General features: G+C 72.4%; 16 protein-coding genes. 7 read left to right on the top strand and 9 right to left on the bottom strand.

Annotation, left to right across the window (positions count from 1 at the left end; all coding sequences use genetic code 11):
- Window positions 1-289: 289 nt before the first annotated feature.
- A complete protein-coding gene (locus tag JHW41_RS15055; RefSeq protein WP_250443032.1) occupies window positions 290-1963 on the top strand; it encodes a tetratricopeptide repeat protein in 1674 nt (557 codons plus the stop codon).
- A gap of 94 nt (window positions 1964-2057) precedes the next feature.
- Here JHW41_RS15055 and JHW41_RS15050 read toward each other — a convergent pair whose 3' ends face one another.
- The 3 genes from JHW41_RS15050 to JHW41_RS15040 all read right to left on the bottom strand — a co-directional run bounded on the left by JHW41_RS15050 (window position 2058) and on the right by JHW41_RS15040 (window position 3818).
- Entirely contained in the window at window positions 2058-2936 is an 879-nt protein-coding gene (locus tag JHW41_RS15050) for a DUF1684 domain-containing protein (RefSeq protein WP_250443030.1), read from the bottom strand.
- A gap of 229 nt (window positions 2937-3165) precedes the next feature.
- Entirely contained in the window at window positions 3166-3486 is a 321-nt protein-coding gene (locus JHW41_RS15045) for a cyclic-phosphate processing receiver domain-containing protein (RefSeq protein ID WP_250443028.1), read from the bottom strand.
- 8 nt (window positions 3487-3494) lie between these two features.
- Window positions 3495-3818: a hypothetical protein gene (locus JHW41_RS15040; RefSeq protein WP_250443025.1), complete on the bottom strand. Its 324-nt coding sequence runs from the start codon at window positions 3816-3818 to the stop codon at window positions 3495-3497.
- A gap of 365 nt (window positions 3819-4183) precedes the next feature.
- On the opposite strand from JHW41_RS15040, the gene JHW41_RS15035 reads away from it, so the two are divergent.
- Window positions 4184-4486, top strand: coding sequence for a PAAR domain-containing protein (locus JHW41_RS15035; RefSeq protein WP_078998353.1), 303 nt, complete (start codon window positions 4184-4186; stop codon window positions 4484-4486).
- A gap of 164 nt (window positions 4487-4650) precedes the next feature.
- Here JHW41_RS15035 and JHW41_RS15030 read toward each other — a convergent pair whose 3' ends face one another.
- From JHW41_RS15030 to JHW41_RS15020, 3 genes are all read right to left on the bottom strand, one after another.
- On the bottom strand, window positions 4651-5100 hold the full coding sequence (locus tag JHW41_RS15030; protein ID WP_250443023.1) for a hypothetical protein: 450 nt from the start codon (window positions 5098-5100) through the stop codon (window positions 4651-4653).
- A 365-nt stretch (window positions 5101-5465) separates the two neighbouring features.
- On the bottom strand, window positions 5466-6806 hold the full coding sequence (locus JHW41_RS15025) for a S41 family peptidase (RefSeq protein WP_250443020.1): 1341 nt from the start codon (window positions 6804-6806) through the stop codon (window positions 5466-5468).
- A gap of 159 nt (window positions 6807-6965) precedes the next feature.
- Entirely contained in the window at window positions 6966-8096 is a 1131-nt protein-coding gene (locus tag JHW41_RS15020; RefSeq protein ID WP_250443017.1) for a linear amide C-N hydrolase, read from the bottom strand.
- 579 nt (window positions 8097-8675) lie between these two features.
- On the opposite strand from JHW41_RS15020, the gene JHW41_RS15015 reads away from it, so the two are divergent.
- The 3 genes from JHW41_RS15015 to JHW41_RS27115 are packed head-to-tail and all read left to right on the top strand — an operon-like array spanning window position 8676 to window position 10992.
- Complete coding sequence (locus JHW41_RS15015; protein ID WP_250443014.1) at window positions 8676-10199, top strand: PhoPQ-activated pathogenicity-related family protein; 1524 nt, start codon at window positions 8676-8678, stop codon at window positions 10197-10199.
- A 49-nt stretch (window positions 10200-10248) separates the two neighbouring features.
- On the top strand, window positions 10249-10836 hold the full coding sequence (locus JHW41_RS15010; RefSeq protein ID WP_250443011.1) for a hypothetical protein: 588 nt from the start codon (window positions 10249-10251) through the stop codon (window positions 10834-10836).
- Window positions 10837-10860: 24 nt separating this feature from the next.
- Window positions 10861-10992 carry a DUF6053 domain-containing protein gene (locus JHW41_RS27115; protein WP_428995377.1) on the top strand — a complete coding sequence of 44 codons (132 nt, stop codon included), beginning with the start codon at window positions 10861-10863 and terminating at the stop codon, window positions 10990-10992.
- On the opposite strand, the gene JHW41_RS15005 is transcribed toward JHW41_RS27115, so the two are convergent.
- Complete coding sequence (locus JHW41_RS15005; protein ID WP_250443008.1) at window positions 10935-11888, bottom strand: glycoside hydrolase family 19 protein; 954 nt, start codon at window positions 11886-11888, stop codon at window positions 10935-10937. The two genes, JHW41_RS27115 and JHW41_RS15005, sit on opposite strands and share 58 nt — an antisense overlap.
- Before the next feature lie 441 nt (window positions 11889-12329).
- Between JHW41_RS15005 and JHW41_RS15000 the strand changes: the two genes are divergently transcribed.
- Together JHW41_RS15000 and JHW41_RS14995 are read left to right on the top strand one after the other, a co-directional pair.
- Complete coding sequence (locus tag JHW41_RS15000; RefSeq protein ID WP_250443006.1) at window positions 12330-13028, top strand: hypothetical protein; 699 nt, start codon at window positions 12330-12332, stop codon at window positions 13026-13028.
- Window positions 13029-13223: 195 nt separating this feature from the next.
- Entirely contained in the window at window positions 13224-13577 is a 354-nt protein-coding gene (locus JHW41_RS14995; protein WP_123647773.1) for a RidA family protein, read from the top strand.
- Window positions 13578-13832: 255 nt separating this feature from the next.
- On the opposite strand, the gene JHW41_RS14990 is transcribed toward JHW41_RS14995, so the two are convergent.
- Complete coding sequence (locus JHW41_RS14990) at window positions 13833-15083, bottom strand: peptidoglycan-binding domain-containing protein (RefSeq protein WP_250443003.1); 1251 nt, start codon at window positions 15081-15083, stop codon at window positions 13833-13835.
- A 38-nt stretch (window positions 15084-15121) separates the two neighbouring features.
- Complete coding sequence (locus tag JHW41_RS14985) at window positions 15122-15619, bottom strand: lysozyme inhibitor LprI family protein (RefSeq protein ID WP_250443001.1); 498 nt, start codon at window positions 15617-15619, stop codon at window positions 15122-15124.
- Window positions 15620-15628 lie beyond the last annotated feature (9 nt).

Genomic DNA, 15628 nt, shown 5'->3' with positions numbered 1-15628 from the left:
CTGGCGAGGTACACCGCAGCTGCACGTCGCCCCGGCCGCGCGAAAGCGTGGCTGCGCTGCGACGAACTTGTCGCTACATGGCACGTCAAGAACTTCTCTAGCGCACGAAGCCGGTGCACTGACACAATGCCCCGGCGCTGCGCAGGGGGCGGCGCGCGGGGCGGCAGGGGACGTTGCGGCCGCTCTCCGGCGATGCGCGGCGCAGGCCGCTCGCGAGCGCGGCCTCTTGCGATGCGAATCCGCGCGCCACGACGGCGCTGCCGCCGCCTGCCATCACAAGGATCGTTCGATGTCGCCCTCCGCCCGTTCCACCCGTCGCGCCCTGCTGGCGCTCGCCTGTTCCCTGGCCTGCCTGTCGGCCGCGCACGCGCAGCCCGCGCCGGCGGCCGCGTCCCAGCCCGCCGCCAAGGCCGGGCCCGCGGCCGCCAAGCCCACCGCCAAGCCGTCCGCGGGCAAGCCATCCGAAGGCCGGCCGTCCGAAGGCAAGCCGTCCGAAGGCAAGCCGTCTGCATCGCCGCTGTCGCCGGCCGATCGCGCCTACATCGAGCGGATCGGCGAGGTCGAAGCGCTGGTCGACGACGAAGCCCGCTGCAAGGGCTATCCGGACCTGCCCGACAACCAATGGCTGGCCGGCGCCGCGCAGGGGCGTTGCAGCCTGCTGCGCAAGCCGGCGTGGTCGCTGGAGCAGATCGATCGGTTGCTCGGCGAGAAGGACGGCGCGGCCGAACTCGACCGGCGCTTCGCCGAACTGCTGGACCAGCACTACCGCGTGCAGGCCCAGCGCGAGCAGATCTTCCGCGCGTTCAAGGCCTTCGACGCCAGCGCGCGCGCCGGCGAAACCGCGCAGCGCTGGTTGCGCGCTTCGCCGCGCAGCGCCTACGCGCGCGTCGCCGTGGCCAGCCACTACCAGACCATCGGCGAGGACGCGCGCGGTATTTCTGCGTACAGCCAGGTCGGCGACGCGCAGCGGCAGGACATGCAGTCGCAGTTCGCCAAGGCGCTGCCGCTGTACGACCAGGCGCTGGAACTGGAACCGCGGCTCAGCGTCGCCTGCGTGCAGCAGATGGCGATCGGCCGGCATGTGTCGCAGGAGCTGTGGCAGCGCGCGAGCGAGCGTTGCCGCGCGATCGATCCGGATTCCTACTACGTGGTCTACGGCCGCATCCTCGCCTCGCAGCCCAACTGGGGCGGCTCGATGCAGGCGCTGCGCGAGGCGGTCGAGGACGCGCGCCAGCGCGCGTCGCGCAATCCGATCCTGGGCGCGGTGGTCGGCGAAGCCGAGGGCTTCCCGGTCTCGCCGATCTCCGGCGCGCCGATGGTGGCGGCGGAGTTGGCGCGGGTGTCGAAGCTGGCGCCCAGCGGCACCTTGATGAGCTATGCCGCGCGCGCCTACGGCCAGGACGGCGACCACTGGCGCACCTTCGTCTACGCCTCGCAGGCGGTGCGTTTCTGGCCGCACAACGCCGAGTTCCGCAACCTGCGCGCGACCGCGCTGATGATGTTGAACATCCCCGGCTGGGCGGCGATCGACCTGGAACAGGCGGTGCGCGACGCGCCCCGCGACCCCGACGTGCGCGCGCAACTGATCAAGGTGCTGACCCTGGCCGGCCGTGCCGACGACGCCATCGCGCAGCTGCAGCCGCTGCGGGCCTTGTCGCCGCAGGAGGCCGCGCGCACCCGGTTCTTCGTCTGCGGGCAACTGGCGCAGGGGCCGCAGTACGGCGCGACCGCGGTGCGCTGCGTCAACGAACTCGTCGCCGAGGCGCCGGAGATCTACGAGGCGACCCAGATGCGCGCGTTCGTGCTGTTGCAGGCGCGCGATCCCGGCGCCGCGGCGGCGATCGACGCGGTGCTGGATTGGCCCGATCCGGACGGCAGCGCGCACGTGCGCGCGGCCAAGGAGCGCGCGCGGATGTGGAAGGCCGATCTGGAGACGAACAAGGCCGCGTTGCCGGTGCGCTAGGCGCGCGCGGGCGGGTCGCCGCGGCGGCCCGCCGGCTCAACGCGCCATGTCGCCGCGCTATGTCGCCGCGCCGCGAACCGGGCGCGGCGCCGGCTCAACCGCCCGGCGGGTACTTCTCGCCGAATTCCAGCGCCACCGGCACGTAGGTGGTCAGGTTGACCGGACAGTTGTAGTAGTCCGAATGCGCGCACAGGAAGCTGTAGAGCGTGTTGAGGTTGAGGTTCAGCGTCTGCGGCGGCTGGCCGGCGGGGAAGTGCGCTTCCAGCACCCGGCCGCCGCCGTAGCTGGTCTTCTTCGAGGTCTTGTCGGTGAAGAACAGCAGCAGGTGGTCGATGCCGCTCCAGTCGCCGCTCTTGTTGAACGCGCGCAGGGTGTAGGTCTTGCCCTGCAGCGGCACGGCGACATCGCCGATCCAGTACATCGTGCCGGTGTGGTTGCGCGAATCCAGGTGGCTCACCGCCTTGGCCGGGCGGCGCGCGAACCGCGCCTGGACCACGCCCTTGGGATCGTAGGGAAAGAACGACAGGCCCTTGAAGGTCTGGCCGACCCGCGCGGGGTTGTACAGCCAGGCCTTGAGCGCATCGTCGTAGACGGTGGCGCGCACGCTCAGGCCGCCGGCCAGCGCCTGGGTCTGGTCGGGCGCCTTGAGCAGATCGACCGGCTTCAGGCCCGGGCCTTCGAGCATCGCGGCGCCGTCGCGGAAGCGCAGGCGCACGTCCTTGGCGCCGCCGGCGCCGTCGGCCCAGCGCAGCGCCGCCGCGGGGGCGCCGGCCGGCAGGTGCGCGCCGGCGCCGGCGGCGATCACCCGCACGTCCTGGATCGCGTACATGCCGGTGGCGCCGCTGGCCTGTCGGGTGAGGCCGGCGCGGAACTCGTCGTAGTCCTTGCGCGGATCGGCCTGGGCGGCGAGCGGCAGGGTCAGCAGCAGCGCCAGCGCCAGCCGCGTACGGATCGAGGGGGACGGCGGGCGCATCGCGAACTCCGCGGGCATTGGGGAGCCCCCATGCTAGCCAAGCCGTGCGCGCCGCGCGTCCGCCGCAAGGCCGGTGACGTTTGTCAGCCCGCGGCCCTGCGCCGCGGAGCCTGATCGCTCGGGTCGATCTGCCGCGCCGCGCAAGCGGCGCGACGCGCGCGTTCGCGGCCGCCGACAGGCAACGACGGCCACGCGCCCGTGGCGAGGCTCGCGCCCGGATGCCGCCGGCTCAGTCCGCCGCGTCGGCGCCGCCCGCCGCCGGCCCGCGCAGGCGTTCGATCGCCTCGATCGCCGCCCGCATCCGCAGCCGCGCCGCCGGATTGGCCGAATGCACCCGCAGCCGCGGCGCGACGAAGCCGCGCTCGGCCACCGCGCGCTCGATCCACAGCAGCACGTCGTAACCGGTGCCGCGCGCGTCGTCGCCGAGGTCGTGGTCCAGGCTCAGTTCGGTCACCGCGCCGGTCGCGAGCAGGGCGATGGTCTGGTCCGGCCAGTACGTGCGCACCCAGCCGGGCGGGGCGTCGCGTTCGTCGTCGAGGTAGACGCGCATCGCTGTTCTCAAGGGTTCGCGCGGCGGCCGATGCTGCCAGCGGGCGCCGCGCGCGGCAAGCGCGCGACCGCGCCGGGCGCCCGCTCGCGCCGGCGACGATCGTGCCGCGCGAGCAGGATGCGCGCGCGGTCGCAGCGGAATGAGTCGGCCGCCACGGATCGCGATATTGGCCTTCCTGCGCTGTCCTCCCGCGCGCGCCGCCGAGCGTTAGAGCTAGCGAATGCCGCCGCGGCGGCATCGCCCGCGCGGCGCCTGCCCGCCGTCGCCTCAGGATCCAAGCGCCGTTTCAAACGCCGGACGTTTCCGTCACCGAACATTCGCAGGTTCTTCATGCGTGCAGTCTCGTTTCCCGTCGAACACGTCCGCTGCGCCGGCGGACGCGCGCGTCGGCGCGTCGTGGCGTTTCCGCAGTGCGACGGCGCTCGGGGTTTGCGCCGCTGCGGCGGCTGTAGTGCGTACTTCGCGTGCGCGACGCGCATCCGCCGGCACGCGCGTGCGTACTTCTCCTTGACGGGCCGGCGAACGCATCCGCGACCTGCGTCGCATCGAACGAGTTGCAATTTGAAATTGCATGAAAAGACAATCCAAAATGACCTCGCGCCAGGCCGGCCGTCGCAAAGCATTACGCGCGCGATCACGCCGCCGGCGCCGCGCCGTTGCCCCGCATGAGCGCGCACGTGGACGAAGGAGGCAGGCGATGACCCGTTACTGGATCCAGGCCGGCGACACCACCAGCGGCGGCGGCAGCGTGCTGGCGCAGGGCGCCGGCGGCGACGGCCGGCCGCGTTGGGCGCGGATCGGCGACGCCGTGCACTGTGGCATGCACGGCATGACCACGATCGTCACCGGCGACGCCGAGCAGCGCATCGACGGCCGCGCGGTCGCGCGCCACGGCGATTTCTGCGCCTGCGGTTGCATCCTGATTTCGTTGAGCCAGATCCGCTCGATCGTCGAGCTGGGCACCGACCTGATCGCGCCGCCGCACGCGCGGCGCGGCTGAGCCGGCCGGCGCCGCGCGGCTACACTGCGCGCGGGCCGTCCGGGCTCGCGATCCAGGACGCGCGGCCGCATGGATCTGGCCGTGTTCGATTTCGACGGCACCATCGCCACCCGCGAAACCTTCGCCGGCTTCGTCCGCGCCAGCGTGAGCCGGCGCCGCCGCGCTCAGTACGGCGGCGGCGCGGCGGGCGCCCAACCCTGCGCCTGGAACGAGGCCGCGCCGGGCACGGCGAACAGCCAGCCCTGCGCATCGCCGCGCCGGCGCTGCAGGTCGGCGGCGAACGCGCCCAGCGCGAAGCGGATGGTTTGGGTGCCGTGGATCGGGCAGGCGACCGCGTGCACCTGGTCGAAGTCGGCGAGGTCGATGCGCTGTTCGAGCGCGGCGCGGTAGCTGTCCCAATCGGCGTGGCCGCTGAGCCTGTCGTCGTCGGCGCTGCCGACCAGCACCAGCACCGAGTGCGCGGCGGGCGACAGGTCGAGCAGCGCCAGCTGGCCCGGCTGGATCGGCCCGCAATGCTCGCTCGGTGCCGGCAGGAGACTGGCGCCGGCGAGGATCATCTCGATGGCGCGCAGCACGGTGGGGTGGTGCGGTTCCAGGGTAAGGACGGCGTACATGGCGGTCTGGCGCGGACGGGACCCATGCCAACGCGCGGCGGCCGCGGACGTGAAGGCCGCGCGCGGCGCCGTGGCTGCGATACCCGCGAGCCGCGCAGGGCCGTGCGCGCCGGCGCAGCCGAAAAGCCCCCCTCCCGCTAGCAGGAGAGGGGCCGCAGGCGACGCGGCCGGCGCGGGACGAGGTTGGGATGGGAACCTGCGGTCCCGGCCGGCGCAGCGCCGCCGTGCATTCGTGCAGAACGGCGCGCGGGCGCGGCTGTGAACGCCCGCTTCGACGGGCGCGCGTCGTCGGGCTCGCGCGCTCGCGAACGCGCGATGGGCGCGGCGGCCCGCACGCGTCGGCGGGGCACGCGCCGTCTCAGCGCTCAGCGCCGATAGCGGCTGCTGCGTCCGTCGCTGCGCAGCGTTTCCAGCGCCGCGACCCGGCCGTCGGCGCCGCGTTCGAAACGCAGGCGCACCGCCGGATCGTCGCTGAGGCAGAACAGATCGCGCTGCAGCGCGGTCAGCGGCTGCGGCGGACGCCGGCCGTCGCGCAGCAGCAAGCGCCCGTTGTCGTCCTCGATGCGCAGGCGTTCGTACTCGCCCAGGTAGTCGGCGGCGGCGAACGCCGCCGGCGCGGCCTGCGCGCGCAGCGCTTCCAGGGTCCAGCGCGCGTCCAGCGCGGCGGGGCCGTCCTGGCGCGCGGCCACGATCCGCTCCAGCGCGCGCAGGCGCGCGGTGTCGAGCGCCTGCGCGGCGCCGCTGGCGATATCGGGCTGCACGCCGCGGCCTTCCCAGTTGCCGCCGGTGATCGGATTGGTCGGCGAACCGGTGGACACGAACACGCGGTAGCCGTCCGCCAGCGGAAATTCGCCGCCGGGATTGGCCGCGCCGGCGCTGGCTTCGCCGACCACCGTGGCGCGCCGCGCCGCCTGCAGGGTGTAGGCCAGCGCTTCGGCGGCCGAACCGGTGCGCGCGCTGGTCAGCACATACAGCGGCACGTCCAGGCGCGGCTGCGGATACCACCGCTGCGGCGCTTCGTCGAAGCTGCGCGTGTGTCCGTCCAGGCGCGCGCGGAAGCGGTTGTAGATCGGCGCGCCGCGCGGGGTGAAGGCGCTGGTCAGATAGCCCACCGAGGCCGGCGAGCCGCCGCCGTTGTGGCGCAGGTCGACGATCACCGCGTCGCGCTCGGCCAGCAGCGCCAGTGCGGCGTCGAGCGCGCGCCGGGCCGGATCGGCCGGATCGTCGAAATCCAGGTCCGGCAGTTCGCGCAGGTCCAGATAGCCGACATTGCCCGCCAGGGTTTCCACCGCGCGCAGGCCGTAGTTGCGCCGGCGCGAGGCGTCGGCGGCGTCCGCGGACGGTCGCGGGCCGGGGCCGCGCGGCGCGGCCGCGGCGAGCGCCGGATCGCGCCATTCGACCCGGAAGTGGTTGTCTTCCGGGCGCAGGCGCCGGCTCAGCGCGGTGGCGAGATCGCGCGGGTCGGTGTCGGCGTCGTAGCGGCCGGCGCCGGCTTCCTCGCGCAGTTGCGCCGCCAGGCGCGCGGCGCGTTGCGGATCGTAGAAGTTGCGGTCGATGGCGTCGGCGACCTGCGCCACGATCGCGCGCGGCCCCGCCGGCGCCGCGGGCGGGGCGGCGACGGCGGGCGCGCACAGCGCGATCAGGCACAGCGTTGCGGCGCGACGGCGCCAGGCGCCGAGGCGGGGCGGGCGGGACGACTGGCGCATGGGCAGCTCCGGTTCGACAGGGACAGGTGTTCCCCGTAGATGCAGGCAAGCCGCGCCGCGTTGCAGCCGGTGCGCGCAGGCGCCCGCGCCCGCGCCTGCGTGCCCCTGCCTAAGCGTCCGTGTCTGCGCGCCCATGCCCGCGCGCTCAGACCGGCGCGCTCAGAACTGCGCGCTGAGGTCGTTGTACCAGGGGCCCGGCGCCGGCATCACCTGCACCGAGGCCAGCTCGCCGGCGCTGACGCTGCCGCCGCCGAAGTCGAGCTGGCTCAGGTCGACCCGCTGCACCGTGGCGTTGAACGCGCTGTTGAAGTAGTACACCGCGTTGGTGTGGTCGCGCGCGACCTGCCACATCGTCCAGTCGCCCTGCTGCGGCAAGGGATGCTTGTCGCTGTTGACCAGCGCGGTGCCGTAGGGCGTGGCCTGGACGATCTGCACCAGTTGCAGGGCGACGTTGACGACGGTCTGGGTGCTGTCGGTGGCGCCGTCGAGCTTGGCCGTGGGCAGCCAGCCCTTGCCGTCGCGCGGCAGCAGGCCCAGGCCCTTGCGCAGGAACCAGGCCTTGATGAAGCGCGAGGGCGAAGTGATGTCGCCGGGCAGGCCGACCGTGCCGGCGCCGACCGGCGGGCCGGAATCGGCCTTGCGCGAGGTGCCCGAGCCGACGACGCTGAGCTTCTCGTAGATCTCCAGGTTGCTGCGGTGCCAGTCGTAGGTCGGCGCGTTGGTCAGCACCGCGTCGTTGGTGGCGCCGTTGCGGTAGTCCGGGCCGTAGACGATGGTCTGCCCGTCGATGCATTCGATCACCGCGCTCAGGCCCTGGCTGTCGGTGGCGATGAAATGCACCGGCAGATAGGTCGGCGCGTCGGGCTGCGGGCCGACGATGCGCACCTTGGCCAGCGCGCTGACCAGGGTCGGCACCGAGTCGAACTGGCTCATCACCCAGGCGACGAAATCGTGGAAGGCGACGGGCTGTTCGCCGCTGTCGGCCTGGGTCGCGTACTGCGTGCCCGGCAACCACAGCGCCGCGCAGGACAGGCCGGCCTGGTTGATGCCGTCGATGAAGGTGGTGAACTCCGGCATCGTCTCCGGATCGGCGAGGGCGACGAAGCCGTATTGGCCGGTCCACGGCTGCGAGTGGTCGCGGAAGATCGGGAACTTCTGCTGCGCCGGCACGCGGTACAGGCGGGTGGCGAGGGTGCCGGTGAGTTCCATGCAGCGCGCGGTGATGTGCTGGAGCGCGCCTGGCGAGCCCGAGGGAACGTTGGGGACGGACAGCAGGAAGTTGGTGCACATGCGGAAGGCTCCTTTGCGCTGGTGGCGTTGAGCGGACGCGCGCGGACGGGCCGCGCGCGTTCGCGTGTCGGCGATGGATGCGTCGGTGCGGGAGTGCTGCGGAAGGATCGATGCTCCGCACGCGGCGTCGGCCGCGTGTGCGAAGGCGATGTCCGAAAGTAACAACGCGCGGCGGGCGGTCGGACAGGTCACCGGTTCTGTGACGGGTCGCGCGCTACGGGATTTTGCCGGGCGGCCGTGTCGCGATGTGCGTTGGCGCACGCCGCGGCGATGAACGAAATCGAATCGGCGCGCGAAGGTGTTGTGACGAACGGAATTTGCGCGGTGTGTCGGTTCGGGTGGGCGCGGGCCGGTGCGCGGTGCGTGTTGCGTTGCGATTGCGGCTGCGTTCGTCGTGGCTGCGTTGTCGCGGTCGCGGCTCGCGCCGCTCCTACAGTCGGATACGAAGCCGCCGAAGCTCCTGTAGAGCGGCGCAAGCCGCAACCGCGACAACGCAACGGCGACAAACCCGACCGCCGCCGCCGACGCCGCGACCGCCTGCGTTTATCCTTGCCTTTCGCCCACCAGGACCGTCCGCGCATGAAGCCGCCGCGTTTCGCCCGTTACGTCTCGACCCTGGCCTGCGTCGCCGCGCTCGCCGCCTGCGCCAGCTTGCACGCCGCCGCGCCCGCCGCGCAGCGCGCGCCGACGGCCGATTTCGGACAGGCCTGGCCCGATTACCGCCAGCGCCAATCGCGCCTGCCGCTGCGCTACGAGGCGATCGAGCGTGTGCGCCTGGACGGCGCGGAGCGGCGCAGCTATCGCCTGTATTCGCAATCGTGGCCGGAAAGCGGCGGCGCCGATCCGGCGCAGTGGAGCCATCGCGTCGATCTCTACGTGCCGGATGCGGCGCGGCCGAAATCGGCCCTGCTGGTGATCAACAACGGCACCAACCGCGGCAACGGCAGCGATCCGCAGCGCCCGCCGAGCGACTTCAGCGAGGAGCTCGCGCGCGAGACCGCGGTGGCCACCCAGACCATCGTGGTGTCGGTGTCCGACGCGCCGAACCAGTACCTCGCGCTGCCGGGCGAGCCGCCGCGCAAGGAGGACGCGCTGGTCGCCGCGACCTGGCGCCGCTTCCTCGACGAGCCGGTCGCGAGCAACGCCACCTTGCCGCTGCACGTGCCGATGGCCGAGGCCGCGGTCAAGGCGATGGACCTGGCCCAGCGCGAGCTTGCGCCGTACCGGTTGCGCTCGTTCGTGGTCACCGGCGCGTCCAAGCGCGCCTGGGCGGCGTGGCTGACCGCGATCGGCGACGCGCGCGTCGGCGCCATCGTGTCCTACGTGATCGACATGCGCATCGCGCCGCTGATCGGCCATATCGGCCGGGTCTACGGCGGCGGCTGGCCGATCGCGTTGCAGCCGTACTACCAGGAAGGCATCACCCGCCGCTACCAAGAACCGGCCTTCGCCCGGCTGATGCAGGTCGACGATCCCTACAGCTATCTGTCCGGCCGCCATCGCGCGCGGCTGGGCATTCCCAAGTATCTGGTCAGCGCCAGCGGCGACGATTTCTTCCCGCCCGACGCGCAACGCCTGTACGTGGACGACCTGCCCGGCGCGACCGCGCTGCGCGCGGCGCCGAACTCCAACCACGGCGGCATCCGCGACCACATCCGCACCACGCTGATTCCGGCGTTGCAGCGCTGGAACCGCCACCAGGCGCTGCCTCAGGTGCGCGCGCGGCTCGGCGAGCGCGACGGCGCGCTGCGCCTGAGCGCGCGCGCGTCCGAGCGGCCGGTGTCGGCGCGGCTGTGGCTGGCGGAGAATCCGGATTCGCGCGATTTCCGCTACGCCTGCGGCGTGCGTTATCGCGAGCAGCCGCTGGAACTGCGGCGCAACGCGGTCGAGGCGGCGCTGGCCAAGCCGGCGCGCGGCTGGGGCGCGGCCTTCGTCGAGTTCGCCTTCGCCGACGGCTTCGTCGCGACCTCGCCGGTGTTCGTCTACCCGGACGCGCAGTTCCCGAACCAGCCGCCGCCGAACGGCAGCGGCGCTTGCCTGGTGCTGCCGCCGCACGCGCCCACGCACGCGCCCGCGGCTGCGCCGGCGGCGGCGAACGGGTAGGCTGTCGCCACTTTCAGGGAGAGGTGATCGCATGAACGCGTGTTCGTCCATGGCTATCCGCGCTCGCGGCTGGGTGCCCGGCGCGCTCGCCGGCGCCTTGCTGGCCGCGGGCTTGAGCGCTTGCGGCGAGCGCGGCGACGCGTCGTCGCCGCCTGTGGCGGCGGCGCCTGCGACGCCGGCGGCGTCCGCGCCGGCATTCGATTTCGCCGCCTGGGTGGCGAGCAACGCCGCCTGCGCCGGCGGCTTCATTTCCGACGTGCAGGAAGCCGGGTTCGACAAGACTTTGCGCGATGCCGGCGTCGGCATCAGCGACGACGCCAGCGTCGGCGAGGTCGGGGTCGGTTCGGGCACGCTGACGCCGGGCAAGCCGATCCGCCTGCACGGGTTCCCGGTGCGCCGGATCGAGTTCGACTTCGGCAGCGGCGCGACCTTCGCGGTCGTGGTCGAGGCCACGCCGGAACAGGCGCGCGCGGCGATCGGCGCCAAGCCGTTGCCGCAGGTCTATCGCGACGTCTACAGCGAGGGCGTACCGATGGCGGAGGCGACCGAGGACGTGCCGATGCCGGACATCCGCTTCGTGCGCAAGGGCGACGAACCCGGCACGCAGGAAATCGGCTGCGCCGCGTTCGACGGCTGAGCAGTGGGAGGGCCTTCAGGCCCGATGCTCTTCTTTCAGATTCCCGCGATGCGGGACAAGAGCATCGGGCCTGAAAGCCCTCCCACCTCACAACGCCGTCAGCACTCCAGGTTGTTGCCCGCGGGCACGCCGAGCGTCGCGCTGAAGCCGCGATAGATCTGCACCCGGTTGAGCATCTGCTGGTGGCCGATGCCGCCGGCGTTGCATTCGATGCCGCCGTTGATCGCGCGGATGGTCTCGCCGAACGCGCGCAGGTTCACCATCGCCTGGTGCGGAGTGTTGCTGGCGGCGCCGCGCTGGGTCATCCAGTACCACAAGGCGGTCTGCCACGAGATCGCCGAGTTGGTGGCGACCCAGTCGGGGTTGTTGATCAGGTCCAGCCCCAGCGCATTGCCGGCGGCGGAATAGTTGTAGTTCCAGCTCAGCTGGATCGGCCCGCGCCCGTAATACTGCTTGCCGCCGCAGGTGCCGGCCGGCTGGCAGTAATGGTCCCAGTTGGCCTGGTTCTGCTCGCGGATGTGCACCAGCCCGCCGGTCTCGTGGTGGACGTTGGCCAGGAACGCCGCCGCTTCCTGGCGCGCGATGGTGTCGCCGCCTTCCTTGGCGAAGTTAGGATACGAACGCAGCGCCGCGATCAGCCCTGAGTAGGTGTAGAAGCCGTTGCGGTTGGGGAACATCTGGTTGAACTGCGCCTCGCTGACCACGAAGCCGCCCGGCGAGGGGCCGCCGCCGTCGCAGGTGGTCGGCTGCCAATACCAGGTGCTGATGGTCGGGTCGGTGCCGTCGCTGCCGTTGGTGCCGACGTTGACCAGCTTGTAGAACTGGCCGTTCGGCGGGAAGCGCACGATGGTGCCCAGGGTGTAGTTCACCCCGCGCGTCCATTCGACGTAGTTGCAGGCGGCCGGCGCGACCGCGGCCGGGGCGAGGGCATCGTCGGCGAATGGCGCTTGCGGCGCGGCGAAGGCCGAATGCGCGCACAACAGGCCGAACAGGCCGGCGGCGCGGGCGAGGGCGGTGCGGAGGCGGAGCGGGGACGTGGCGGGCTTGGACATGAGGATTCCTCAGGGTTCGGGTTCTCGGTCCCCCCGAGGCGCATCGCGGCGCGAGGCCACGGTGCGGCGACAGCATCGGCGATGGCGTCGTTATCGTTATCTGTACCGCTATTGGAACGGCGCGCGCCGTGCCCGCCGCGGCCGGTGCGATTTCCGGCCGTCGCCGCGCGAGGCGGCGCAAGCGGGCGCGGGTCTTGCGCCTGGGCGCGAATGTAGCGGCGGCTCGAAGCTGAATTTGGGCCGCGGTCGCGGAATCCGCCGCGGCGCGGTTCCGGGTGCGCGAGTTGCGGCATCGATACGGCCCGCGCGCGACCGGGTTCGCATTTGCGTTGCGATGCGGCAACCGTTTTGCGCCGCGGCGCGGTATAAGGCCGCTGTGGTCCGCGCCGGCGAGCGCGCGGCCCGTTCCCAAGCCAGGCCGCGCGGCGGCGAGGTGCAGCGATGAAGCGCAAGGCGATCCCGAAATCCCCGGTGTGGGCGGCGTTGGCGGCGTCCGCGGCGTTGCTGGCCGGCGGCTGCGGCGGCGCCGACAGCGGCGGCCGCGCGCAGGCCGAGGCCGCGCCGCCGCGCGCCGGACAGATGCTGGACCCGGGCGAGACCGCGCAGCGGCTGGTCAAGATGCGCGCGCAAGCGCTCGGCGGCGACCAGCAGGGTTTGCAGCAGAACCTGCAGGAGCTCAACCGCGACTTCAACCGCTCGATCAAGCTCGCCGACCCGAGCAAGCGCGTGGACCGCGAGAACGCCCGCATCGCCGCGCGCGGCGTCGAGGGCGTGCGCTCGGTGGTGTGGATCGACGGCGAGAATCTGTTCGCCATCGTCGACCGCAACGCAGACCGCAGCTACGGCACGGTCGATGCGATCTGCCGCCAGCTCGAACCGCTGGGCGACACCCTCGGCGTGGTGGTCAACCTGCAAAGCGGCGCGGCGCGCAACGGCGACGAACTGGAAATCCTCAGCCGCAACTGCCAACTGCCGCCGGGCGAGCGGGCGATGTCGCAGCCCAACCGCCAGGTCGATGCGCTGCCGCCGCAGGTGCGCGCCCAGCACCGCGCCAACGCCGACGCGGCCCTGCGCGCCGAACGCGCGGGCGAGCGCGCCGAAAGCGACCGGATCATCGAGGCGAACACGCAGGAGATGTAGTTCCGCGCGGACCCGGAGCCGGCCCGGACACGGCCGGCAAGGCGGGTGGGCGCCTTCGCAGGCGGCTGCGGCCGCCCGCGCGTCGAGCCTGCGCCCGGTCGGCCGCGCGCGGCCCGCGAGCGCCGGCTTCTCCCAAGGGCTGTCGGCGCCGCCGCGATGCGGGACAATGCCGTCCCCACAGCAGCGAGGTGACACATGATCCAGCGATTCGACGTAGGCGCGCGCCTGTCGGAAATGGCGATCCACAACGGCGTGGCCTACCTGGCCGGGCAAGTGCCCGACAGCGAGGACCTGGACATCGCCGGCCAGACCCGCGAGACCCTGGCCTCGATCGACGCGCTGCTGGCGCGCGCCGGCAGCGACAAGACCCGCATCCTGATGGCGCAGATCTTCCTCGCCGACATCGCCGACTTCGACGGCATGAACGCGGTCTGGGACGCCTGGGTCGAACCCGGCCACACCCCGCCGCGCGCGACCGTGCAGGCGCCGTTGGCCAATCCGAAGTATCGGGTCGAGATCGTGGTGACCGCGGCGGTGTCGGGGGGCTGAGGGATCGCGTAGCGGCTTGGGCAATTGCGCAACGGTCCGAGCTCACGCGAATTCCCTCGATACACGCAGCGTCCGCCAAGGCGGCCGCTTCGCTGTGGGAGGGACTTCAGTCCCGACGCTGTTCGATCCGCTTGCCGTGTATTTGCGGTGATTGAAAGAACAGCGTCGGGACTGAAGTCCCTCCCACAAAAGCAACCGGGTCGGGCCTGCATCGAAGGGCCGGGATTGAATTGCATGCCGCCAAAAGCGCTGCGCTCAGGCCTGCATCGGCGCGGTAGGCTGCGGCGCGACGGGTTGCGGCCGCGGCGCGGGTGCCGGCGCATCCTGCTCCAGCGCCCGTGTCGTCTGCGCTATCGGCTGCGCGCTCGCCTGGGCCTTGTCGGCGACCGCGCGCTGATGCGAGGGATCGCGCGGATCGCCTTCGATCGCGAACAGGCGCTGTCCGTCGGCGCTCTGGACGATGCGGTCGATGCGCTGCAGGCCGCCGATGCGCGCTTCGTAGGCCATGACCGCGGCCGCGCGTTCGAGTCGTTCGCGCGTGTCGAAGCCGGCTGCGGCGTCGAGTTTCTCCAGCCCGGCCACGGCTTGCAGGTACAGGCGGTGGTCGCGATGGCCGGGCTGGTCCAATTGCGGCGGGTGTTGCGGCGGCGCCGCTTGCTTCGCCAAAGCGGCGTCCAGCGCCGCCAGCGTCGCCGCGTTCAAGCGGCCGTCGCCGTCGAGTCCGTGCTCGCGCTGGAACGCCGCCAGCGCCTCGCGGCTGCGCGGACCGAGCCGGCCGTCGACGTCGAGCGGGCGAGCGTCGCCATCGCCGATGCCGAGCGCGTTGAGCGCGGCCTGGGCGCGTTCGACCTCGGCGCGGCGCGCCGGCGCCGCCTGCGCGCCGCGCGCCGGCTCGCGGCCTTCGGCCAGCGCGACCAGATCCTCTTTCTCGCGCCGCGCGCGGTTCAGCAGCCCCTCCCACGCATCCGGCGAACTGCGGAACAACCGGCGGGTGTGCTGGATCTTGTAGTCCTGGATCGCCTCGACGATGTCGCGGTCGGACAACTGGTCGAGCTGGTAGTGCGGGCCGAACTTTTCCTTGAGTCCCTTCTCGACGATGCCGGGCGTGAGCGTGCGTAACTGCACCGATGTGCTCCATAGCGCATCCTGCACCGCCGGCCCACGGTCGCTGAGGTCGATGCCGCGCGCCTTGAGCCGGTCGCGTTCGGCTTGGTAGTGGCTGGCGTGGATGAAGTCGTGCTGATCGGCGGCGAAGCCGGGATCGGTGCGCGCCAGTTCCTTCCATCGCGCGTTGAATTCGGGCGTGGCCGGCGCGAGTCCGGCGAAATGTTCGGCGTAGCGCGATTGCGCCAGATACTCGCGCAAGGTGCCGGCGCGCGAGGACAGCTGATACGCGCCGTAGGACACGCCGCCGTGGTCGCCGCGGCCGGTCGAGATCGTGCCGGCGCCGCGGCCGCCGGTCTCGTAGCGCACCGAGGTGCTGCCGAGGGTCCAGTCCTTGGTCATGGGGTTCGCTCCTGCTGGGAAATCGGAAGGGCGCGCGTTCAGCGCGTGGATGCGAGCTGCGCCTGCAACTGCGCCGCGCGCTCGGCGGTCTTGCGCAGGCGGCAATTGTCGGCATCGAACAACTGACCCTGGCCCGGCCGGGCGCCGGGATCGCACGCGTGATCACGTTGGCCGATCCAAGCGCGCTGGCGCTCGCGCAAGCGCGCGGCCTCGGGTTTGGACAGCCGCTGGATGAGGCGCCGATAGACCCGATTGAGGCGGCCGTCCTGATACGCGTACTCGGCGTCGAGGCAGTCCTGCATCGCCGGCGTAACGCCGCCGCTGTCGGCGAGGCAGCGCTGGTAGCTGGCGCGCAGCGCTTCGGGTTTCGGCGCTGGAGCGGCCGCGTGTGTCGCGGCGGCAAAGCAGGCCGTCAGCGCGATGGCGCAGGACAGGGCGGGGCGGATGTGCATGGCGGTCGGGGTCCTTGGGGCAAGCCGGGGTCGTCGCCGCTTGGCGAGCGACGTTGGGGAGGACGCGTGGTTGGTTGGGGGCATGACGCGGAC

Source organism: Lysobacter enzymogenes, from assembly GCF_023617245.1.
In the GTDB taxonomy this organism is placed as follows: Bacteria; Pseudomonadota; Gammaproteobacteria; order Xanthomonadales; family Xanthomonadaceae; genus Lysobacter; species Lysobacter yananisis.
Note: the sequence above shows the minus strand (reverse complement) of the source record. Positions and strands in the feature narration are given on the sequence as shown.

Coding starts and splice junctions, on each gene's coding strand:
- JHW41_RS15055 (WP_250443032.1), top strand. CDS start 290: ATGTCGCCCTCCGCCCGTTCCACCCGTCGCGCCCTGCTGGCGCTCGCC.
- JHW41_RS15050 (WP_250443030.1), bottom strand. CDS start 2,936: ATGCGCCCGCCGTCCCCCTCGATCCGTACGCGGCTGGCGCTGGCGCTG.
- JHW41_RS15045 (WP_250443028.1), bottom strand. CDS start 3,486: ATGCGCGTCTACCTCGACGACGAACGCGACGCCCCGCCCGGCTGGGTG.
- JHW41_RS15040 (WP_250443025.1), bottom strand. CDS start 3,818: ATGAAGAACCTGCGAATGTTCGGTGACGGAAACGTCCGGCGTTTGAAA.
- JHW41_RS15035 (WP_078998353.1), top strand. CDS start 4,184: ATGACCCGTTACTGGATCCAGGCCGGCGACACCACCAGCGGCGGCGGC.
- JHW41_RS15030 (WP_250443023.1), bottom strand. CDS start 5,100: ATGTACGCCGTCCTTACCCTGGAACCGCACCACCCCACCGTGCTGCGC.
- JHW41_RS15025 (WP_250443020.1), bottom strand. CDS start 6,806: ATGCGCCAGTCGTCCCGCCCGCCCCGCCTCGGCGCCTGGCGCCGTCGC.
- JHW41_RS15020 (WP_250443017.1), bottom strand. CDS start 8,096: ATGTGCACCAACTTCCTGCTGTCCGTCCCCAACGTTCCCTCGGGCTCG.
- JHW41_RS15015 (WP_250443014.1), top strand. CDS start 8,676: ATGAAGCCGCCGCGTTTCGCCCGTTACGTCTCGACCCTGGCCTGCGTC.
- JHW41_RS15010 (WP_250443011.1), top strand. CDS start 10,249: ATGGCTATCCGCGCTCGCGGCTGGGTGCCCGGCGCGCTCGCCGGCGCC.
- JHW41_RS27115 (WP_428995377.1), top strand. CDS start 10,861: ATGCTCTTCTTTCAGATTCCCGCGATGCGGGACAAGAGCATCGGGCCT.
- JHW41_RS15005 (WP_250443008.1), bottom strand. CDS start 11,888: ATGTCCAAGCCCGCCACGTCCCCGCTCCGCCTCCGCACCGCCCTCGCC.
- JHW41_RS15000 (WP_250443006.1), top strand. CDS start 12,330: ATGAAGCGCAAGGCGATCCCGAAATCCCCGGTGTGGGCGGCGTTGGCG.
- JHW41_RS14995 (WP_123647773.1), top strand. CDS start 13,224: ATGATCCAGCGATTCGACGTAGGCGCGCGCCTGTCGGAAATGGCGATC.
- JHW41_RS14990 (WP_250443003.1), bottom strand. CDS start 15,083: ATGACCAAGGACTGGACCCTCGGCAGCACCTCGGTGCGCTACGAGACC.
- JHW41_RS14985 (WP_250443001.1), bottom strand. CDS start 15,619: ATGCCCCCAACCAACCACGCGTCCTCCCCAACGTCGCTCGCCAAGCGG.